Consider the following 18,104-nt stretch of genomic DNA (forward strand, 5'->3'; position numbering starts at 1 on the left):
ATATTACAAAAATCCATTTTCGATCTGATATATCAGATCATAAAAAAACCCCTAGTCACAAGTTTTACTGTGACTAGGGGTGGTAAGTTAATTACCCGATAGACCCTTCCATCTCGAATTTAATCAGACGGTTCATTTCTACTGCGTATTCCATTGGTAGTTCTTTTGTGAATGGCTCGATGAAGCCCATTACAATCATTTCTGTCGCTTCTTCTTCAGAAATTCCGCGAGACATTAAGTAGAATAATTGCTCTTCAGATACTTTTGAAACTTTTGCTTCATGCTCTAAAGAAACATTATCATTTAAGATCTCGTTGTACGGAATTGTATCAGAAGTCGATTGATTGTCCATGATTAGTGTGTCACATTCGATGTTCGCACGTGCACCACTAGCTTTAGGACCAAAACGAACTTGTCCCATATAAGTTACCTTACCACCTTGTTTAGCAATCGATTTCGATACGATTGTTGAAGATGTGTTTGGTGCCATATGGATCATTTTTGCGCCAGCATGTTGGTGCTGTCCTTTACCTGCTAATGCAATGGATAATGTCATACCACGAGCACCTTCACCTTTAAGGATACATGCTGGGTATTTCATTGTTAACTTAGAACCGATGTTACCATCAATCCATTCCATTGTACCGTTTTCTTCAACAACTGTACGTTTCGTTACAAGATTGTAAACGTTATTCGCCCAGTTTTGAATCGTTGTATAACGGCAATAAGCATCTTTACGTACAACAATTTCTACAACTGCAGAGTGTAAAGAGTTTGTTGTATAAACAGGTGCTGTACAACCCTCAACATAATGTACGTGTGCACCCTCGTCCACGATAATTAATGTACGTTCGAATTGACCCATGTTTTCAGAGTTAATACGGAAGTAAGCTTGTAATGGTGTTTCTACTTTTACACCTGGTGGTACATAGATAAATGATCCACCTGACCATACAGCTGAGTTTAATGCAGCAAATTTATTGTCCGTGTAAGGAATTACTTTGCCCCAATATTGTTTGAAAATATCTTCGTTTTCACGTAAAGCTGAGTCAGTATCTTTGAACACAATACCAAGATCCTCAAGATCTTTTTTCATGTTGTGATAAACTACCTCAGACTCATATTGTGCTGATACACCAGCAAGATATTTTTGTTCTGCTTCTGGAATACCTAATTTATCAAATGTAGCTTTGATTTCCTCAGGTACTTCATCCCATGATCGTTGTGTAGCTTCTGATGGTTTTACATAGTACGTAATTTCATCAAAATCTAAATCTCCAAGATCGCCACCCCATTGTGGCATTGGTTTTGTATAAAATGTTTCAAGTGCTTTTAAGCGGTACTCAAGCATCCACTCTGGCTCTTGTTTCATATTTGAAATTTCACGGACGATTTCTTCAGTTAAACCACGTTTTGAACGGAAAATTGATACGTCCTTGTCATGGAATCCGTATTTGTAATCGCCGATATCAGGCATTTTTTTAGCCATCGTTTCTCCTCCGTTCACTGAGATGTATTTTCTCCAGGTATTCAACCCTTGTCTTGGATGAAAGCCATGTTGCTTTCATCCAAGCAACAAGGATGTAAGATTTATTTCACGCCTTTTTCCATTGCTTTCCAAGCTAATGTCGCACATTTAATTCGTGCAGGAAATTGTGAAACACCTTGCAGTGCTTCTACATCCTCAAGGTCGTATTTATCGCTATACTCTTCCCCCATCATCATCTTAGAAAAAATATCTGAAAGCTCTATTGCTTCTTCAACCTTTTTCCCTTTGATGAGCTGTGTCATCATCGATGCAGAGGACATGGAAATAGAGCAGCCTTCGCCGTCAAATTTTGCATCCTCTACGATACCGTCAGTCACTTTTAATGTTAAGTGAATGCGGTCGCCACATGTTGGATTGTTCATATCAATCGTTACAGCATCCTCTTCTAAAGATCCTTTATTACGAGGATTTTTATAGTGATCCATAATGACCGAACGATATAGTTGATCTAAATTATTAAAAGACATCTCCAAAATACTCCTTCGCAGAACGTAACCCTGCAACTAAACGGTCAATATCCTCCTCTGTATTGTACAGATAGAAGCTTGCACGCGCTGTTGCTACTTGCTGAAGACATTTCATTAGTGGCTGTGCACAATGATGTCCTGCACGAACAGCAATCCCATTCATGTCAAGCACCGTTGCAACATCATGTGGATGTACATCATCTAAGTTAAATGTCACCAATCCACAACGCTTCATTGGATCACGTGGGCCGAAAATTTTCAAACCGTCAATTGTCTCAAGCTGATCCATTGCGTAGCCTACAAGCTTATGCTCATGTGCTGCAATATTATCTAGCCCAATGTCAGTTAAGAAATCAATAGCGGCACCTAAACCTATTGCACCTGCAATAATAGGCGTTCCACCTTCAAATTTCCACGGTAATTCCTTCCACGTTGAATCATAAAGCCCGACAAAATCAATCATTTCGCCACCAAACTCAATTGGCTCCATCTTTTCAAGGTGTTCCTTTTTACTATATAGTACACCTATTCCAGTTGGTCCGCACATTTTATGCCCTGAGAATCCGAGGAAATCCACATCCAAATCTTGCACATCGATTTTCATATGTGGGGCAGCTTGTGCACCATCGGCCACCATAACCGCACCATTAGCATGTGCAATTTGAGCAATTTCTTTAATTGGATTTATTGTTCCAAGGACGTTTGACGCCATAGAAACAGAAACGATTTTCGTTTTAGGTGTGACTGTTGCACGAACTTTCTCCAGACTAATAGTACCATCTGCTTCTAGCTCAATGTATTTCAATGTTGCATTTTTCTCTTTAGCCAGCTGTTGCCAAGGAATAATATTGGAGTGGTGCTCCATATGGGTAATAACAATTTCATCACCCTCCACGACATTAGCACGCCCATAACTTGACGCCACAGTATTTAAAGCCGTTGTTGTGCCACGTGTAAATATAATTTCCTGCGTTGATTGTGCATTGATAAACTTACGAACTTTTTCACGTGCACCTTCATATTTATCTGTTGCACGATTTCCTAATGTATGCACGCCACGGTGAACATTAGAATTATCAAATTCATAATATGCTTTAATAGCTTCAATCACTTGAACAGGTTTTTGAGACGTTGCAGCACTATCAAGATAAACAAGTCTATGACCGTTGACATCCTGATTTAAAATTGGGAAATAGCTTTTAATGTCTTTATTCATCATTAGCGAACTTTCCTTTCAATAACCTCCGTCAGTTGCTTTTGAACGCCCTCAATTGGTAATTGCGTAACAACTGGCGCAAGGAATCCATGGATAACAAGGCGCTCTGCCTCTGCTTTTGAGATACCACGGCTCATTAAATAATAAAGCTGTAATGGATCTACTCGACCAACAGACGCTGCGTGTCCTGCTGTTACATCATCTTCATCAATTAATAAAATTGGGTTTGCATCCCCACGAGCTTTTTCTGACAGCATTAATACACGTGATTCTTGTTGTGCATCTGCTTTTGTCGCACCATGCTCGATATAGCCAATACCGTTAAAGATTGATTGAGCTGCATCTTTCATTACACCATGCTTTAAGATATGCCCGTTAGAGTTTTTACCCCAGTGACGAACCTCCGTAGTGAAGTTAAGTTTTTGTTCTCCACGACCAACTACTACTGTTTTTGTATCTGCATGAGAACCGTCACCAATTAAATGTGTAATGTTTTCAGAGATTGTATCTGAGTCATTCATCAAACCAAGAGCCCAGTCAACTTTTGCATCACGTGCTAATCGTGCACGACGATTTACGTATGTCGTAAAGCCTTTTGCAAGTACATCTACTGCACCATATGTTACTTGTGCATTATCTTGGACAACGACTTCAGCAATAATATTTGCTTGACCTTTTGCCTCTTCAATTGTTGAAATATATGTTTCTACATAAGTTACAGCAGAATTAACTTCCGCTACTACTAAAACGTGGTTGTATAATGAAGCTTCTGCATTGTCGTTTAGGAAAACAACTTGAAGTGGTTGCTCAATGATTACGTTCTTTGGTACGTATACAAACACACCACCATTAACAAGCGCTGTATGAAGTGCTGTTAACTTATGCTCCTCCACTTTAACAGCTTCTGTCATAAAGTATTTTTGAACAAGTTCACCATGTTCACGGACTGCTGTGAAAATATCAGTAAAAATAACACCTTTATCAATAAGTTCTTGCGATGTCTTAATGTACGCTGGTGTATTATTACGTTGGATATATAGGTTTTCTTGTGATTCAAGGTCAATTAACCCTTTTGCTTCTTCAGGTAGAGCATCCAATGAAGAGAATGCCTCACTATGAACCGCCAATTGCGGGAATTCCATGAAATCCCATTTTGTAATATTCGTTCTATCTGGTTTTGGCAAATCTAAACCAGTTACTTTGTCTAGTGCTGCCGCGCGAAGTTCTGTAAACCAAGTTGGTTCACCATTTGCTTCTGAGAACGAGCGCACGTCCTGTACTGTTACAGGCAAGTTAAGTTCCTCTGTCATGCTAGTTCGTCCTCCTTCTTATGCTTCTTGTTCTTCTGCTTCTTCTTCGATACCTAATTCTTTTTTAATCCAATCATAGCCTTCTGCTTCTAAGCGTTGTGCAAGCTCTGCACCACCAGATTTTACAACACGTCCTTGCATCATTACGTGTACATGATCTGGAGTAATGTAGTTTAATAGACGTTGATAGTGTGTGATCATTAAGCAGCCAAAGCCTTCACCGCGCATTGCGTTAATGCCTTTTGATACTACTTTTAATGCATCAATATCAAGTCCAGAGTCAATTTCGTCTAAAATGGCAAATGTTGGTTTAATCATCATTAATTGAAGAATCTCATTACGTTTTTTCTCACCGCCAGAGAAACCTTCATTTAAATAACGTTGAGCCATATCTTCATGCATTTCTAGGAAATCCATATTTTTATCTAATTCACGAATAAATTTCATTAATGAAATTTCATCGCCTTCTTCACGACGTGCATTAATCGCCGAACGTAAGAAATCAGCATTTGTTACACCAGCAATTTCTGATGGATATTGCATTGCTAGGAATAAACCAGCTTGAGCACGCTCGTCCACTTCCATTTCAAGTACATCTTCGCCATCAAGCTCTACAGTACCTGAAGTGACTTCATATTTAGGATGACCCATAATTGCAGAAGCTAGTGTCGATTTACCAGTTCCGTTTGGTCCCATGATTGCGTGAATTTCATTTGTATTAATTGTAAGATTTACGCCTTTTAAAATCTCTTTCCCGTCGATCGCAACGTGAAGATCTTTAATAACTAAAGTTGACATGAAAATACCTCCATAGTGTTCAGTGAATGGGTCAACCATTCCTTAATTATTATCATTCTAATCTTAACTGAAAATCGTTCTCTATGCAAACCATTTCAATTACTTTCCCATTTCTCAAATAAAATATTGAAAAACAAAGGATTTATAAGCATTTTCAGATTATTACTAGTTCAGCTAGACAATGAGAATAGACTTTCTTCATTTTCAATGAAATATCCCTAATTGAGAATAGATTTCATCTAGCTACATAGTGAAAACCCCTTGGAAAGTGTTAATTGTAGCGGTTTTATGACAAATTTGCATAAACAACCATAACTATACTATAACCTATTTCATTAAAATGGAATCAATTAAAAACAAGATATTTTAGGCAAAGTTTCTTCTAGACTTCAATAACCAAATCCATCTCGCAAGATAACATAATATTCTAATTATTATTTTGGCATTTACAATCATTTTTCATCTTAAATAATATATAATTAAGGTAAAATCAATCTTATTTTTAGATTAATAGAGGTGAATGTTTGTGGAGTTACGTCAATTACGCTATTTTGTAGAGGTTGCTGAACGGGAGCATATTTCAGAGGCCGCGGAGCATCTCCATGTAGCCCAATCTGCCATCAGTCGGCAAATCGCAAACCTTGAAGATGAATTAGGCACGCCGTTGTTCGAGCGCGTTGGTCGAAATGTGAAATTAACTCCCATTGGGAAAACATTTCTTGAGCATACCATTACAGCCTTAAAGGCCATTGATTTTGCGGCAAAGCAAGTAGAAGAATATTTGGATCCTGCCAAAGGTTCTATTAAAATTGGCTTTCCAACAAGTTTGGCTAGCTATGTTCTGCCTACTGTTATATCCGCCTTTAAACGAGAATATCCCGATTTACAATTCCAACTACGTCAAGGATCTTATCGATTTTTAATTGATGCGGTCAAAAACCGGGAGTTAAACCTAGCCTTTTTGGGACCATTACCCCCTAAGGACGAATCCATTCAGTCCACAATTCTGTTCACTGAGAACATCGCCGCACTACTACCTGCTAATCACCCATTAGCTAAAAGGGAAAGTATTCAGCTAGCAGAGTTGAAAAACGATTTATTTGTCTTATTTCCAGATGGCTATATATTACATAAAGTAGCTATGGATGCTTGCCGTGCTGCAGGCTTCTTACCAAATGTTATTTCAGAAGGTGAGGATTTGGATGCACTGAAAGGTTTAGTAGCTGCTGGTATAGGTGTTAGTCTATTACCTGAAAGCTCCTTATATGATTCAGCCGCTCGATTTACCGTCAAGGTTCCAATTGAATCACCCACAATACCTAGAACTGTTGGCATTATCTCACCCGTAAATCGAGAAATCGCACCATCTGAAGCAATCTTTTTAGATTTTGTGAAACATTTCTTTTCTCGTCTTTCCCAATTCCAATAAAAAGGCGATGTCAATAGCAGAGAAAGACTTTTTGACAAGGCGAGAGGTTGATTTCCGTTCCGCCAGCATCCTTTCCAAGGGGCATCCGATGAGCCGCTTCACTCACCGCGTTCGCTCCAGGTCTCCGCTGTGACGCTAATCCCTAAGAGTGACGCTGGCTCTACTCTAATCAACCATACTGCATTTTGTCTTTCTTACTAACTTAAGGAACATAGCCTATTATTAGAGAAAGGATAGGCTATTATTTTCAATGTGAAGAAGTATTGGTCCCAACAGCCATCGATTAAATGAGTAATGAACACCATCATTTTATTTGTGCAACCTTTATCACTTTGCAGATGAGAGTGGCAGACTACTTGACTCCCGTAGGATAGCGTGACAGGGGGCAACTGCTTTTATTCTGCACAACAAGCGGAAAGCAAGTTTCCTAAAACGAAAAGCCCTTTTCACCTTTCACTTTCAATACTATGAAAAAAATCGCCTGAAAAGGCGATTTTTTTGCATGATTGCTATTCAATTGATTGCTCACTGATCCATTGTAAAGTTCTTGCACCTAAGCCTCCAGCACGCCATAGCACCACGTCATGATAGCTTCTTTTTTGTATATAGTTTACCCATTTCTCAAGTGTTTCTTGATCTGCATACCAAACCTCATGACTGACATTGTCATCATCTACATACGTAAAATAAACGGCCCCACTCCCCTTATCACGCTGCTTCACTGCATTCGTTTCAGCTAATAGTTGTTCAGCCTCAAGCTCTGTTAAAGCAACAATTTGACCTTCGGCTACCCAATCAAAGCCTCCTGTAGCAAAGGCAATCGCTAAATCCTGATTGGACTTCTTCACTTTTCTCACTAAATCATTGAGAAAAGAGTAAGTGGCCTTCGCACCTGGACCACTATGATAGCCATGAACATTATAGGCCATGACAGTATAGATTGGTCCATTTGGCAATTTCATATTAAATGGAAAACTTGGCTCTAGAACGACATGTAATGTCACATCCTTTTTTGAAAGAGCTTTGTACAGCTCTTTTAAAAAAAGAATGTAGTTTCGAAGGTCTTTCTGTGCTACCTTTTCATAATCAATCTCAATGCCACTCACTTGGTATTGATCGACTACTTGCAAAATATTATTGATATGCTTTTGCCTCGCAGAAGAATCCTGCACGAGTCTATGCAAAAGCGTACTGTCCTTTTGAACAGAAGGGGCATTATCTGTTACATAATCATTGATAAGCGTTAGGATTACAGGATGGGAATCATTAAATTGTTGCTGCGTTTGTTGTAGCATGTCAATCGCATTTTCAGTTAATAATAGTTCATCTTTGCTATTAAAATAAGCACCAAAAACCCGTATATCTTGTAATCCATCTAGAGAATTTTTCACATCCTCCATCGCAGATTTATTTTGCCATTCTGGTAACCAGATGGACAATCGAAGCTTCTCCTTGTCCTTTATTCCTACCTTTGCTTCAGCTGGTGGCTCTTTACTATTACTACAAGCAGTGATAAATAGTAGTGCTATACATATAAACAATACAAAGTTCTTCACTTGAATCAAATTTCACCCCGATTTAGAAGGTTTCAATAAAGAAATCCACAACATGATTAAACATGGTGATGGTTTTATGCTTCACCTTCTCAAAATTCGTATATTGGTTCGTAAATATGGTTTGATCTTTACTGTCTGTAATTAATATATCCTCTATCAATGTATCGTAAATATCATCTGCATACTGTTCATGTGAAGTATCCTTTTTACTGTACAATGCACCAAATCCAATTTGTGACCCTTGTAACAATGGATTTATTTGAACGGTCCCGGATAATACATTATCAACATCTATTTCTATTTTATCCTTATTCACGGTAATGTTAAATACTCTTTTTTTCGTTAAGTTTCTTGGGTATTCTTTGTCATTAATCCGTGACCCATTTTGTGTATCTTGATAGGAATAAACGGTCGCTTTGTTAAAGGCATATTCCTCTTCATTCCATTTTATTTCATTTAACTGAAAACGCTGCTTTTCAACAATTCCTGCTCCTGGTAATTTTTCGCTAATCACAATCTCATTATCTACTAATGCAACTCGCAAATAGCTATTCGTTTTTTCATCGTAATTAATATAGAAGGCTTGCTGACCCACAACATTTCCCTTAAAAGTAAAATGCGCCTGATAGTTTTCGGGTAAGGCTTCCTTAAAGAGAATTCTCCCTTCACTTGATGGTGCTGATGTTAACGTAACTTCATTGTTTTCAAATTCAGCAGCACCGTTCATTACATCCCACTTCTGTGCTAATGAAAGATCCCCTATTTTGAATTCAACATTTTGTTTACTAGCTTGACGGATTTTCATCATGACATGATTGGTTGACCAATAGGGGGAGACTTGCAAGCGATTTAAATTATACAAATCTGCCTCTCGATCATTATAGGCACCTAACTCTAAATTGAAGTGCATACGAAACTTGTCTTTAATTTCCTTATCATTGACATGCTGAACAAGTGGGTCCATATTGTTATACAGTGAGTTGGCATGCATAATTGCATAGGCTTTCGGCACTTCGCCAAACTCCTGTTGATAGATTTCCTCCATCAATGTGTAATCCTTGCGAATGCGTTTTTCCATCTCTAATCGTGTTTCACTTGGAATCATATATTGATTTCGAATAAAGTCCATTAAATAGTGGTTATAGTATTCTATCGTTGTTTTATTTGGTACATTATTTTCATCAATCACACCAAGAGACTGTCCCTTATCATTAAAAATATTAATATAGGTTAGCCTATATCCATTAGATCCTAGCTCCCAATAACCGCTTCGTTCCATTAGCTTTAAATCTTTAGGCTTTAAAAATTTATTGTCTCGCGTATCCATTTTATTAGCATACGTAAACATCGTCGCCTTATAATTTAATTTTTCCATAATATTTTGAGCAAAAATACTGGAGTCTGTTCGTCCATCCTCAAACGATAAATACAATGCTTTTTCTGGCAATGGTTTATCTTTTTGATAAAAATCTAAAATATCCTGTTGCGTAATGGTTTGATAACCTTGCTTTTCTAGCAATGTTAATTGTTCTTCTAAATTCTTTTTGGACACATATTTAGGTGAATCATTTCTACTCACACCGAAATAGGAAAGGGCAATAAAGCCCTCTTTATTGTTTAATGGTACCGTTTCAGCTGTTCGTTTCTCTGTTAAAAATACAGCTTTTATTAAAATAACAGCTAACAAAACTACAATGATTAATTGCACGATTGAACGGATGATTTTTCGACGATTTTTTTTTGCTGGCTGGAGTTCTATATTTCTCTCATTCATTCCTTCTCACCCATTTTTCTAATTTTTAACATCGAAAATCGGGATTTTCGTAATTTTTGCTTTTCCATTTTCTTTTCTTTCGCGAGAATGTCCTGAGGTGTCTCCCTTGTCCCCCATGTAGATTTCCAAAACGTCACCCAAGCAACTGGCATCTGCCAAAGCAAAATAAATTCATAATAGAGAACAAAGATAAAGCCAAATCCCCATAATTTACTTTTTCTAAAGAATAAATGAGCCAAACTCATTAACATGGCCATTAGTAGTAAGCCAATTAAAAAAGTGGTTGGAAAAATACCATACATCAGTGGTACATAAATTAAGTTATAAACAACGACAATTGGTGCAGCAATCGGCACAATTAAACCAATAATGAAGAAAAGGAACATAAACGGTTCTTTTTTCCACATAAATAAAAATGCTCGTAATGATTCTCTTAGCCAAGAGCGTTTCCATCTCATTTGCTGTGATAAAAAAACTTTTGTGTCAGAGGGTACGATCGTTGAGCAAATGGCATTGTCCTGATAACCTGTTCGATGCGTTTTCAAAATATAGTTAGTCATACTGCGATCATCACCAAATGTCGCTGGCTGACCAAGAAATTTTTGATTGAGCCAGGCCTTTTCATTTTTTAAAATAAGCTCTTTTCGATAACATGCTAATGGCCCAGATAAGCAAGTAACCGTATCAAACCATGATTCAGCCGCTTTCATAATGCGGAAGGCGATATAATAACGGACCGTTTGTAATTTCGTTAGAGCATTCGTAAATTTATTTTCAACCTCAGTTCGGCCAGCTACACCGCCCATTTTAGGATCTTGAAATGGCTGTACTAAATTGCGGATTGCATGTGGCTCTAAAAAGCTATCTGAATCCACAAAAACAACTAAATCATGCTTTGCTTGATGAACACCAGCTACTAACGCTTCCCGTTTCCCTCCATTTTGTGGCAGCTTATAAAACTGTAAGCGATCATTTGTCCTAAAACGCTGGCCCTCTTGATGAATAAGGTCAATCATGTCCTTTGCCTTTTCTTCCGTACGATCTGTTGAACAATCATCCACAACAATGACTTCTAATTTATCTACTGGATAATATTGATTGATACAGCTTGAAATTGTGCGATGAATCCATTCTTCCTCATTAAACACGGGGATAATAATCGATACACCTGGTTCAAACTTCGGATTGATTGGTACATTCTTATAGAAAATACCAAATATATATCTACTTAGTAGAAACGTAGCCGCAATAATACTATATAAATATAAAAATTTATTAAACCTAAAGTAAATCACACTTTCGGCTCGCATTAACATGACAATAAGTGATACAACCAATAAAAATAAACTGGCCATAAAAATAGAAATGCCCCAACGTTTTTTTGTCATATATTCATTCAAAGGCTGTAAAAATTCACAGGCAACGTAATACCGGATTTGTCCATCTATCTCTTTCGTAAAAAAACGTTTAACCTTAGCCTTTAACTTTACTTTAGCTTCATAGCCCTCAGGCATCGCTCCACCTGGTATTGTAAAATTCATTGTTAAAATTTCATCGATGAGTAAATGATGGGGCTGATTCGTGTAAACAAGGATACCTGTTACTGAAATATCCTCCGCATAGTATTTGTCTGAACTCACTTGACGTCGTGCTCGTTTAATTTGCACCTCAAAATGAGTTTCATAGCGCAAGCTTAGTTGTTGGAGCCGATAAATTTCATTCACATCGGCAGGATCAATTTCATCTTTCTGGTAAGATGCGCCACGCCGATTGACAAGGCTCCGTACATTTTCGGGATCAGGAATATTTGATAAAATCCGACGATCAGAGCGTGGTATGGTTAAAACCTCTTTTTTCGTTTTCATCATTCATTCACATCCCTATTTGAATCTTCTTCAATCCAAGTCGACATTTTACTAAAGCTGTAACCATCTTGTTGCAGCTTTTCAATGATGAGTGGCAGTGCTTCTACCGTATTAGTTCCATCTAAAATGTGCATGACAATGACCTTTCCTGGCCCGACCCTAGACATCACTCGATCATAAATGTCTTGTGCTGTATACTCTAAATTCCAATCAAAAGAAGCTATATCATACATAGCAATCGTTTTAATGCCCGCAGCAGTGATGATTTTGGCTGTTCGCTCATCCATTATGCCTTGTGCTGGTCTAAAATAGAGTAGAGGTGGCTCTTGTAGCGCATAGGTCAAAGCCCTATGTGCTTTTACTAAATCGTCCTGTAAATCTTCGGGTGTCATTTTCGTAACATCTAGATGGTAATAGGAGTGACTAGCTACCTCATGACCTTCCTCTACAATCATCTTTGCTAATTGTGGATTTTTCTCCACGCCACTACCGATCAAGAAAAAGGTGCTTTTGATTTCATATTTACGTAAAATATCCAACACTTCTTTTACTCTTTTTTCATGTGCCCAGTCATCAAAAGTAATCGCAATCTCCTTTTTAGTCGTCTCTTTCCGATAATATAAATTCGGCTTGACCTGCTCATAATTTAAATTGGGGCTAACAGCATCATAACCAGCTATCTCTTCTACAGACTTTGTTAAATAGCGCTCATCTAATAAATCACTTAAAGTAGTAAAGGTATACTCCCGTTCATTCGCTAATTGGGCTAATAAAGGAATGGCATCCATAATAGCAGGGTTAATGTATGTGTTGAGATGAATAATAGAGCCCCTATCAATATATTGGCCGATATAGTCGATCAATTCCTGAGCACTTTGCATTTTTCGATCAAGTGGATTAATAGATAATCCAATAACGGCCTTCATATTTAGTGCTGCTGCTGCTAAGCGCATATTATCGGTAACATCACCTGAGCGACTGCGAACAAATTGTGGTGTATAACCTAAATGCTCTTTAAAAATTTGATTGGTTAAAACGATTTCTTCATACGTTTGGTCATAATCTAAAGTTGATACATCTGGAAATGTCAATGTACCATTTTGCACCTCATGTCCCCTTTTTAATATTTCTTTAACAAGCTCTGGCTCCTGAGCAACACGCATCCCCTCTAGAAAAAAGGTTGCTTTCATATTCGATTCATCTAATTTTGTCAGTAGTAACTCCATCGTTTCATTATCTGCGAAGCCATTAAATGTTAAGGCAACCTTTGGCACAACTATATTGGCATGACTGATTAAGTCACTCATAGTACCATCAGATTTTTTGACGTCTATGGTAGAATCAACTGGGTGAATCGTTTCTTTAGGAGTAGATTGACAGCCTGCTAACAACATTAGAATGAGCAGACCACATAGTTTAAGTTGTTTCATTTCCCATGAATTCTCCTTATAATTTGTAATAATTTTTATTTTTAAACAGAAAATGGGTATTTCGTGTATCAAAAATTAAAGAAGCCTGTTGGTCAATTAAAGAGTAATCAATATCTGAATGATTCGTTAAAATTAATACTGCGTCTGCCTGTTGGATTATTTCTACTGTTAGTAGGTCCGTCTTGACAAGAGCTTGCTCTACAGAAAAGGTTTCAATAAAAGGATCGATAATCTTTAACTGACACTGATTATCTAGTAGTTGTTGAATAACACGAAGTGCTGGAGATTCACGTGAATCATTTATATTGGGCTTATAAGTAACGCCAATGACAACAATGTTTGCCTTACACAGCTCTTTACTTTGTAGACGTAAGTAGTTTTCTAATCTGTTCACCACAAAATGAGGCATGGAATCATTGACTTTATCTGCCGCTTCAATTAGCGTTGCCGAGATCCCGTGTTGTTGTCCTGCCCACAATAAGTATTTAGGATCGACTGGAATACAATGCCCTCCTACTCCTGGTCCAGGTGTAAATGGCATAAAACCATATGGCTTTGTAGAAGCTGCATGAATGACTTCCCAAATATCGATATCCATTTTGTAGCAAATCTGACTTAACTCGTTGACAAGGGCAATATTAATTTGACGAAATGTATTTTCCAGCAATTTCTCCATCTCAGCCACTCTTGGGCTTGAAACAGGACAAACATTGGTATGAATGACTGTTTCATAAAAGATCTTTGATACTTCTAAGCATGCTGCAGTTATTCCACCAACCACTTTAGGCGTATTTGATACGGAAAAGTTGATATTTCCTGGATCCACACGTTCTGGTGAATAGGCTAAAAATAAATTTTGACCAATCACAAAACCATAGTTTTCTAAAATAGGCTGGACAATTTCTTCTGTTGTCCCAGGATACGTTGTGCTTTCAAGAATAACTAACCCATTCGTCTTGATATATTGTCCGATGGTATGTGTTGCTTCTTTTATATATGAAATATCGGGAGTTCCTTCTGCAGTAGTAGGTGTAGGCACACAAATCATAACGACATCCACTTGTGAAAGCTTAGAAAAATCATTCGTTGGCTCAAATTGATTACTCTTTAGCATTTGCTGTATATTTTCTTTAGGTAGATCAGCGATATAACTATGACCATTTTGTAACTGCATGATTTTATCTTGGTTTTTATCAAAGCCTATTACCTGAAACCCACTTTGAACCATTTCCACTGCAAATGGTAACCCTACATAGCCAAGCCCAATAACCCCAATTGTAGCTTTTTTTGTGTGGATTTTTTTTGATAAAGCTTTGCTTAATGATGTCGTTTCAATTGTCATAAAAAATTACTCCTTTATCTAATCTAGTAGTCCATTGTCATCGTTCTTTTCGTTACAGCTTCGTTTGACCATAGTTATTCATGGCAAGCATTCTGCAAAGTAATTTATCACTTCTCATCATCGTACTGTACAGACTCCTTTCATCGCTACATACTTACGTATGATTTTTCTAGTCAAAATAGATTAAAAAAATAAATTTAACTCAAAAAAACTTCATCAACATTTATATAGTACTAATTATAACTAAACAATTTCTAAACAATTATAAAATATACTCATAAACACCTACATTTTATGTAATTTAATAATATTTGTGCAATAATGTTCATCCTATTTAACAAATAATTTCAGAATTACTTTCTAACTCTAAAAAAATCAACACTAAATTATATTAATTATTGGTAAATCAACATTTTTTAATAATTGCAATAAAAATAACCCCCTCAAGTATCATTAATGAGCAATACTTGAGGGGGCTAATAAAAAAGTAAGTGAGTTAGATCACTCACTTACCCTTTGAATTATTGTACTGGTACTACTGCACCTTTCCATTCTTCTAAAATGAAGTCTTGGATTTCTTTAGAAGTTAATACTTCTAATAATTTTTTAATTTCTGGTCTTGTTTCGTCGCCTGCACGTACTGCGATGATATTCACATATGGAGATTCTTTGTCTTCAAGAGAAATAGCATCTTCGATTGGATTTAAACCATTATCGATCGCAAAGTTAGAGTTGATAAGTACTGCATCGCCCTCATCATTTTCATACATTTGTACAAGCATTTCTGGTGCAGTATTCGCATCGAATTTAAAGTTTTTAGGATTTTCTTCAATATCCTTTATTTCTGCTGCCGTTTTATCAATACCTTCTTTTAATTTAATTAAGCCTTTAGCTTCCAGTAATGATAGCATACGACCGTGGTCTGATACTGAGTTAGAAAGTAAGATTGTTGCGCCTTCAGGCAGATCTTCTAAAGTTTTATATTTTTTTGAGTAAATACCGATTGGTTCAATATGAACGCCACCAGCATTCACGAAATCATAGCCATTATCTTTAATTTGTAACTCCAAGTATGGAATATGTTGGAAGTAGTTTGCATCAAGTGTTTTTGAATCTAGATCTTGGTTTGGAAGAACATAATCTGTATAAGTTTCAATTTCAAGGTCGATGCCTTCTTTAGCTAAAATTGGTTTTGCTTTATCTAGGATGACTGCGTGTGGTGTATTAGAAGCACCTACTTTTAATGTTACATTGTCTTTACTATCTGTTTGATCAGATGCTGAATTGGCATCTTCTTTTTTATCTGTACCACAAGCTGCTAATGCTAGTACAAGTATAGATAAAAATAATCCTGCTAATAACTTTTTCATTTATGACACTCCCTTTTATTTGTTTCAAATATGTTAGCGGTTAGAACCGGATTAACCTCTTTTAGTCTTACTAACGTTTATCGATCTTCACCGTTATGAGATCACCAATCCATTGAATGATAAATACAACTACTAAGATCAAAATAGTTGCCATTAATGTCACATCTTGGCGATTTCGTTGGAAGCCGTCTAGGAAAGCTAAGTTACCAAGACCACCTGCACCGATAATCCCTGCCATTGCAGTATAACCAACGAGGGCAACAGCCGTTACAGTAATTCCTGAAATTAGTGCTGGTAAAGATTCAGGGATCAGTACTTTCCAAATAATTGTGGATGTTTTTGCCCCCATTGAACGGGCTGCTTCAATGACACCTTTATCTATTTCACGTAACGCAATCAATACCATACGAGCGTAGAACGGGGCTGCACCAATAATTAGAGCAGGTAATGCCGCATTTGCTCCCCGAATCGTACCAAGTAAGAATTTCGTAAATGGAATTAATAAAATAATTAACACGATAAATGGGATGGAGCGGAAAATATTAACGATTGAACCCGTTAAAAAGTTAACCATTTTATTAGCCCATAGCTGATTAGGGCTTGTTAAAAATAGAACGATCCCAATGACTAACCCAAGAATAAATGTGACAACTGTAGAAATTGCCGTCATGTACAATGTTTCATACATAGCTTGCCACATATTTTCCCAGTCTACGTTTGGAAAAAGATTAGTTAGCATTTGCGATCACCTCCGTTTGTACTTCGACTGTATTTAAATAACGAAGGGCTTCAGCCACATTTGTTTTCGAGCCATCAATTTGCACAATCAGTGTACCGTATGCACCGTTTTTCGTTTGCGAAATATTACCATGAACAATGCTTACTTCTACATCAAATTGTTTCACAAGATGTGAGATAACCGGCTGCTCGGTCTTTTCACCAACAAAAATCAGTTTGACAAGTTGTCCAGTTGGATAATTTGTTTTGATTTGTGCCACCGTATCCTGTGTTTCCTTTGTATCCGTAATCTGAGATACGAATTTTTTAGTAATAGCCGCTTGTGGTGCTTGGAAAACTTGCAATACCTCACCACGTTCCACTATTTCGCCTGCCTCCATGACCGCTACACGATGACAAATTTTGCGGATGACATGCATTTCATGGGTAATCAAAACGATTGTTAAGCCTAAACGTTCATTGATATCAACGAGTAAATCAAGAATGGCATCCGTCGTTTCAGGATCGAGTGCGGAAGTCGCCTCATCACATAGTAAAACCTCTGGATTATTCGCTAGTGCACGGGCAATCCCTACACGCTGCTTTTGTCCACCAGAAAGCTGGGATGGATATGCCCTGTCACGTCCCTCTAGACCAACAAGTGCAATTAATTCCTTTACTCGTGCTTCACGTTGAGCCTTTGAAACACCTGCTATTTCTAGAGGAAATGCAATATTTTCGGCAACTGTTCTAGACCAAAGTAAATTGAAATGTTGGAAAATCATACTTACCTTTTGTCTAGCTGCTCTAAGCTTTTGCCCTTTAATCGATGAAAATTCTTGACTGTTCACCGTTACTGTTCCTGTTGTCGGTTTCTCTAAACCGTTTAATAAACGAATCATGGTACTCTTACCAGCGCCACTATAGCCGATAATGCCAAAAATTTCACCTTTATTGATGGTAAGGTTGACGTCTTTGACTGCCGTTAATTCGCCATTTGCTGTTTTGTACTTCTTCGTAATATTTTGAAGCTGGATCATAGCGAATACTCCTTTTCTCATATAGAAAACCCCTTCACTCACAGACAAGTAGAAGGGGTCACGTATAATAACGTTAAACCGTTCTCTCATCTTTCAAAGAAAAATCTTTGAGTGATTTGGCACCTTTTCACTTTGTGATGGTTGCCGGGCTTCATAGGGCACTTCCCTCCGCCACTCTTTATAAGAGTTCGATATATTTAATGTTTTAGTAATATATTTGATACTTTACCACGCTAGTAAA

14 protein-coding genes and 1 riboswitch are annotated in these 18,104 nt (G+C 37.3%); of the genes, 1 reads left to right on the top strand and 13 read right to left on the bottom strand.

Annotation, left to right across the window (positions count from 1 at the left end; all coding sequences use genetic code 11):
- Nucleotides 1–91 precede the first annotated feature (91 nt).
- The 5 genes from sufB to sufC all read right to left on the bottom strand — a co-directional run bounded on the left by sufB (nt 92) and on the right by sufC (nt 5,340).
- Complete coding sequence (sufB, locus tag MHI22_RS11305; RefSeq protein WP_271910798.1) at nt 92–1,489, bottom strand: Fe-S cluster assembly protein SufB; 1,398 nt, start codon at nt 1,487–1,489, stop codon at nt 92–94.
- A 101-nt stretch (nt 1,490–1,590) separates the two neighbouring features.
- Nucleotides 1,591–2,016, bottom strand: coding sequence for a Fe-S cluster assembly sulfur transfer protein SufU (gene sufU / locus MHI22_RS11310; protein ID WP_036119698.1), 426 nt, complete (start codon nt 2,014–2,016; stop codon nt 1,591–1,593).
- Nucleotides 2,006–3,235 (bottom strand): cysteine desulfurase, encoded by a 1,230-nt coding sequence (locus tag MHI22_RS11315; RefSeq protein ID WP_340811980.1) that lies wholly within the window; start codon nt 3,233–3,235, stop codon nt 2,006–2,008. The genes sufU and MHI22_RS11315 overlap by 11 nt, the downstream gene beginning before the upstream one ends.
- Nucleotides 3,235–4,542 (bottom strand): Fe-S cluster assembly protein SufD, encoded by a 1,308-nt coding sequence (sufD, locus tag MHI22_RS11320; protein ID WP_340811981.1) that lies wholly within the window; start codon nt 4,540–4,542, stop codon nt 3,235–3,237. Before sufD ends, MHI22_RS11315 begins: the two co-directional genes overlap by 1 nt.
- Nucleotides 4,543–4,560: 18 nt before the next feature.
- Nucleotides 4,561–5,340 (bottom strand): Fe-S cluster assembly ATPase SufC, encoded by a 780-nt coding sequence (sufC, locus tag MHI22_RS11325; RefSeq protein WP_036119680.1) that lies wholly within the window; start codon nt 5,338–5,340, stop codon nt 4,561–4,563.
- Nucleotides 5,341–5,866: 526 nt separating this feature from the next.
- Between sufC and MHI22_RS11330 the strand changes: the two genes are divergently transcribed.
- Complete coding sequence (locus tag MHI22_RS11330; protein WP_036119678.1) at nt 5,867–6,769, top strand: LysR family transcriptional regulator; 903 nt, start codon at nt 5,867–5,869, stop codon at nt 6,767–6,769.
- Between the two features lie 509 nt (nt 6,770–7,278).
- Here MHI22_RS11330 and MHI22_RS11335 read toward each other — a convergent pair.
- The 8 genes from MHI22_RS11335 to MHI22_RS11370 form a co-directional block, all read right to left on the bottom strand.
- Entirely contained in the window at nt 7,279–8,325 is a 1,047-nt protein-coding gene (locus MHI22_RS11335; protein ID WP_230593772.1) for a glycosyl hydrolase family 18 protein, read from the bottom strand.
- 22 nt (nt 8,326–8,347) lie between these two features.
- Nucleotides 8,348–10,099 (bottom strand): polysaccharide deacetylase family protein, encoded by a 1,752-nt coding sequence (locus MHI22_RS11340; protein WP_340811983.1) that lies wholly within the window; start codon nt 10,097–10,099, stop codon nt 8,348–8,350.
- Nucleotides 10,096–11,967 (bottom strand): glycosyltransferase family 2 protein, encoded by a 1,872-nt coding sequence (locus MHI22_RS11345; RefSeq protein WP_330493981.1) that lies wholly within the window; start codon nt 11,965–11,967, stop codon nt 10,096–10,098. Before MHI22_RS11345 ends, MHI22_RS11340 begins: the two co-directional genes overlap by 4 nt.
- A complete protein-coding gene (locus tag MHI22_RS11350; RefSeq protein ID WP_340811985.1) occupies nt 11,964–13,394 on the bottom strand; it encodes a polysaccharide deacetylase family protein in 1,431 nt (476 codons plus the stop codon). Before MHI22_RS11350 ends, MHI22_RS11345 begins: the two co-directional genes overlap by 4 nt.
- A 16-nt stretch (nt 13,395–13,410) precedes the next feature.
- Complete coding sequence (locus MHI22_RS11355) at nt 13,411–14,736, bottom strand: nucleotide sugar dehydrogenase (RefSeq protein ID WP_058844825.1); 1,326 nt, start codon at nt 14,734–14,736, stop codon at nt 13,411–13,413.
- Between the two features lie 521 nt (nt 14,737–15,257).
- Nucleotides 15,258–16,106 (bottom strand): MetQ/NlpA family ABC transporter substrate-binding protein, encoded by an 849-nt coding sequence (locus tag MHI22_RS11360; RefSeq protein WP_036119645.1) that lies wholly within the window; start codon nt 16,104–16,106, stop codon nt 15,258–15,260.
- 70 nt (nt 16,107–16,176) lie between these two features.
- Nucleotides 16,177–16,845, bottom strand: coding sequence for a methionine ABC transporter permease (locus MHI22_RS11365; protein ID WP_036119643.1), 669 nt, complete (start codon nt 16,843–16,845; stop codon nt 16,177–16,179).
- Nucleotides 16,835–17,863 (bottom strand): methionine ABC transporter ATP-binding protein, encoded by a 1,029-nt coding sequence (locus tag MHI22_RS11370; protein WP_036119655.1) that lies wholly within the window; start codon nt 17,861–17,863, stop codon nt 16,835–16,837. Before MHI22_RS11370 ends, MHI22_RS11365 begins: the two co-directional genes overlap by 11 nt.
- Before the next feature lie 83 nt (nt 17,864–17,946).
- Nucleotides 17,947–18,050: riboswitch (SAM riboswitch) on the bottom strand.
- Between the last annotated feature and the right edge of the window lie 54 nt (nt 18,051–18,104).

The organism is Lysinibacillus sp. FSL L8-0312 (assembly GCF_038003285.1).
GTDB classification, from domain to species: domain Bacteria; phylum Bacillota; class Bacilli; order Bacillales_A; family Planococcaceae; genus Lysinibacillus; species Lysinibacillus fusiformis_D.

Coding starts and splice junctions, on each gene's coding strand:
- MHI22_RS11355 (WP_058844825.1), bottom strand. CDS start 14,736: ATGACAATTGAAACGACATCATTAAGCAAAGCTTTATCAAAAAAAATC.
- MHI22_RS11350 (WP_340811985.1), bottom strand. CDS start 13,394: ATGAAACAACTTAAACTATGTGGTCTGCTCATTCTAATGTTGTTAGCA.
- sufD (WP_340811981.1), bottom strand. CDS start 4,542: ATGACAGAGGAACTTAACTTGCCTGTAACAGTACAGGACGTGCGCTCG.
- MHI22_RS11315 (WP_340811980.1), bottom strand. CDS start 3,235: ATGATGAATAAAGACATTAAAAGCTATTTCCCAATTTTAAATCAGGAT.
- sufB (WP_271910798.1), bottom strand. CDS start 1,489: ATGGCTAAAAAAATGCCTGATATCGGCGATTACAAATACGGATTCCAT.
- sufC (WP_036119680.1), bottom strand. CDS start 5,340: ATGTCAACTTTAGTTATTAAAGATCTTCACGTTGCGATCGACGGGAAA.
- MHI22_RS11340 (WP_340811983.1), bottom strand. CDS start 10,099: ATGAATGAGAGAAATATAGAACTCCAGCCAGCAAAAAAAAATCGTCGA.
- MHI22_RS11360 (WP_036119645.1), bottom strand. CDS start 16,106: ATGAAAAAGTTATTAGCAGGATTATTTTTATCTATACTTGTACTAGCA.
- MHI22_RS11370 (WP_036119655.1), bottom strand. CDS start 17,863: ATGATCCAGCTTCAAAATATTACGAAGAAGTACAAAACAGCAAATGGC.
- MHI22_RS11365 (WP_036119643.1), bottom strand. CDS start 16,845: ATGCTAACTAATCTTTTTCCAAACGTAGACTGGGAAAATATGTGGCAA.
- MHI22_RS11345 (WP_330493981.1), bottom strand. CDS start 11,967: ATGATGAAAACGAAAAAAGAGGTTTTAACCATACCACGCTCTGATCGT.
- sufU (WP_036119698.1), bottom strand. CDS start 2,016: ATGTCTTTTAATAATTTAGATCAACTATATCGTTCGGTCATTATGGAT.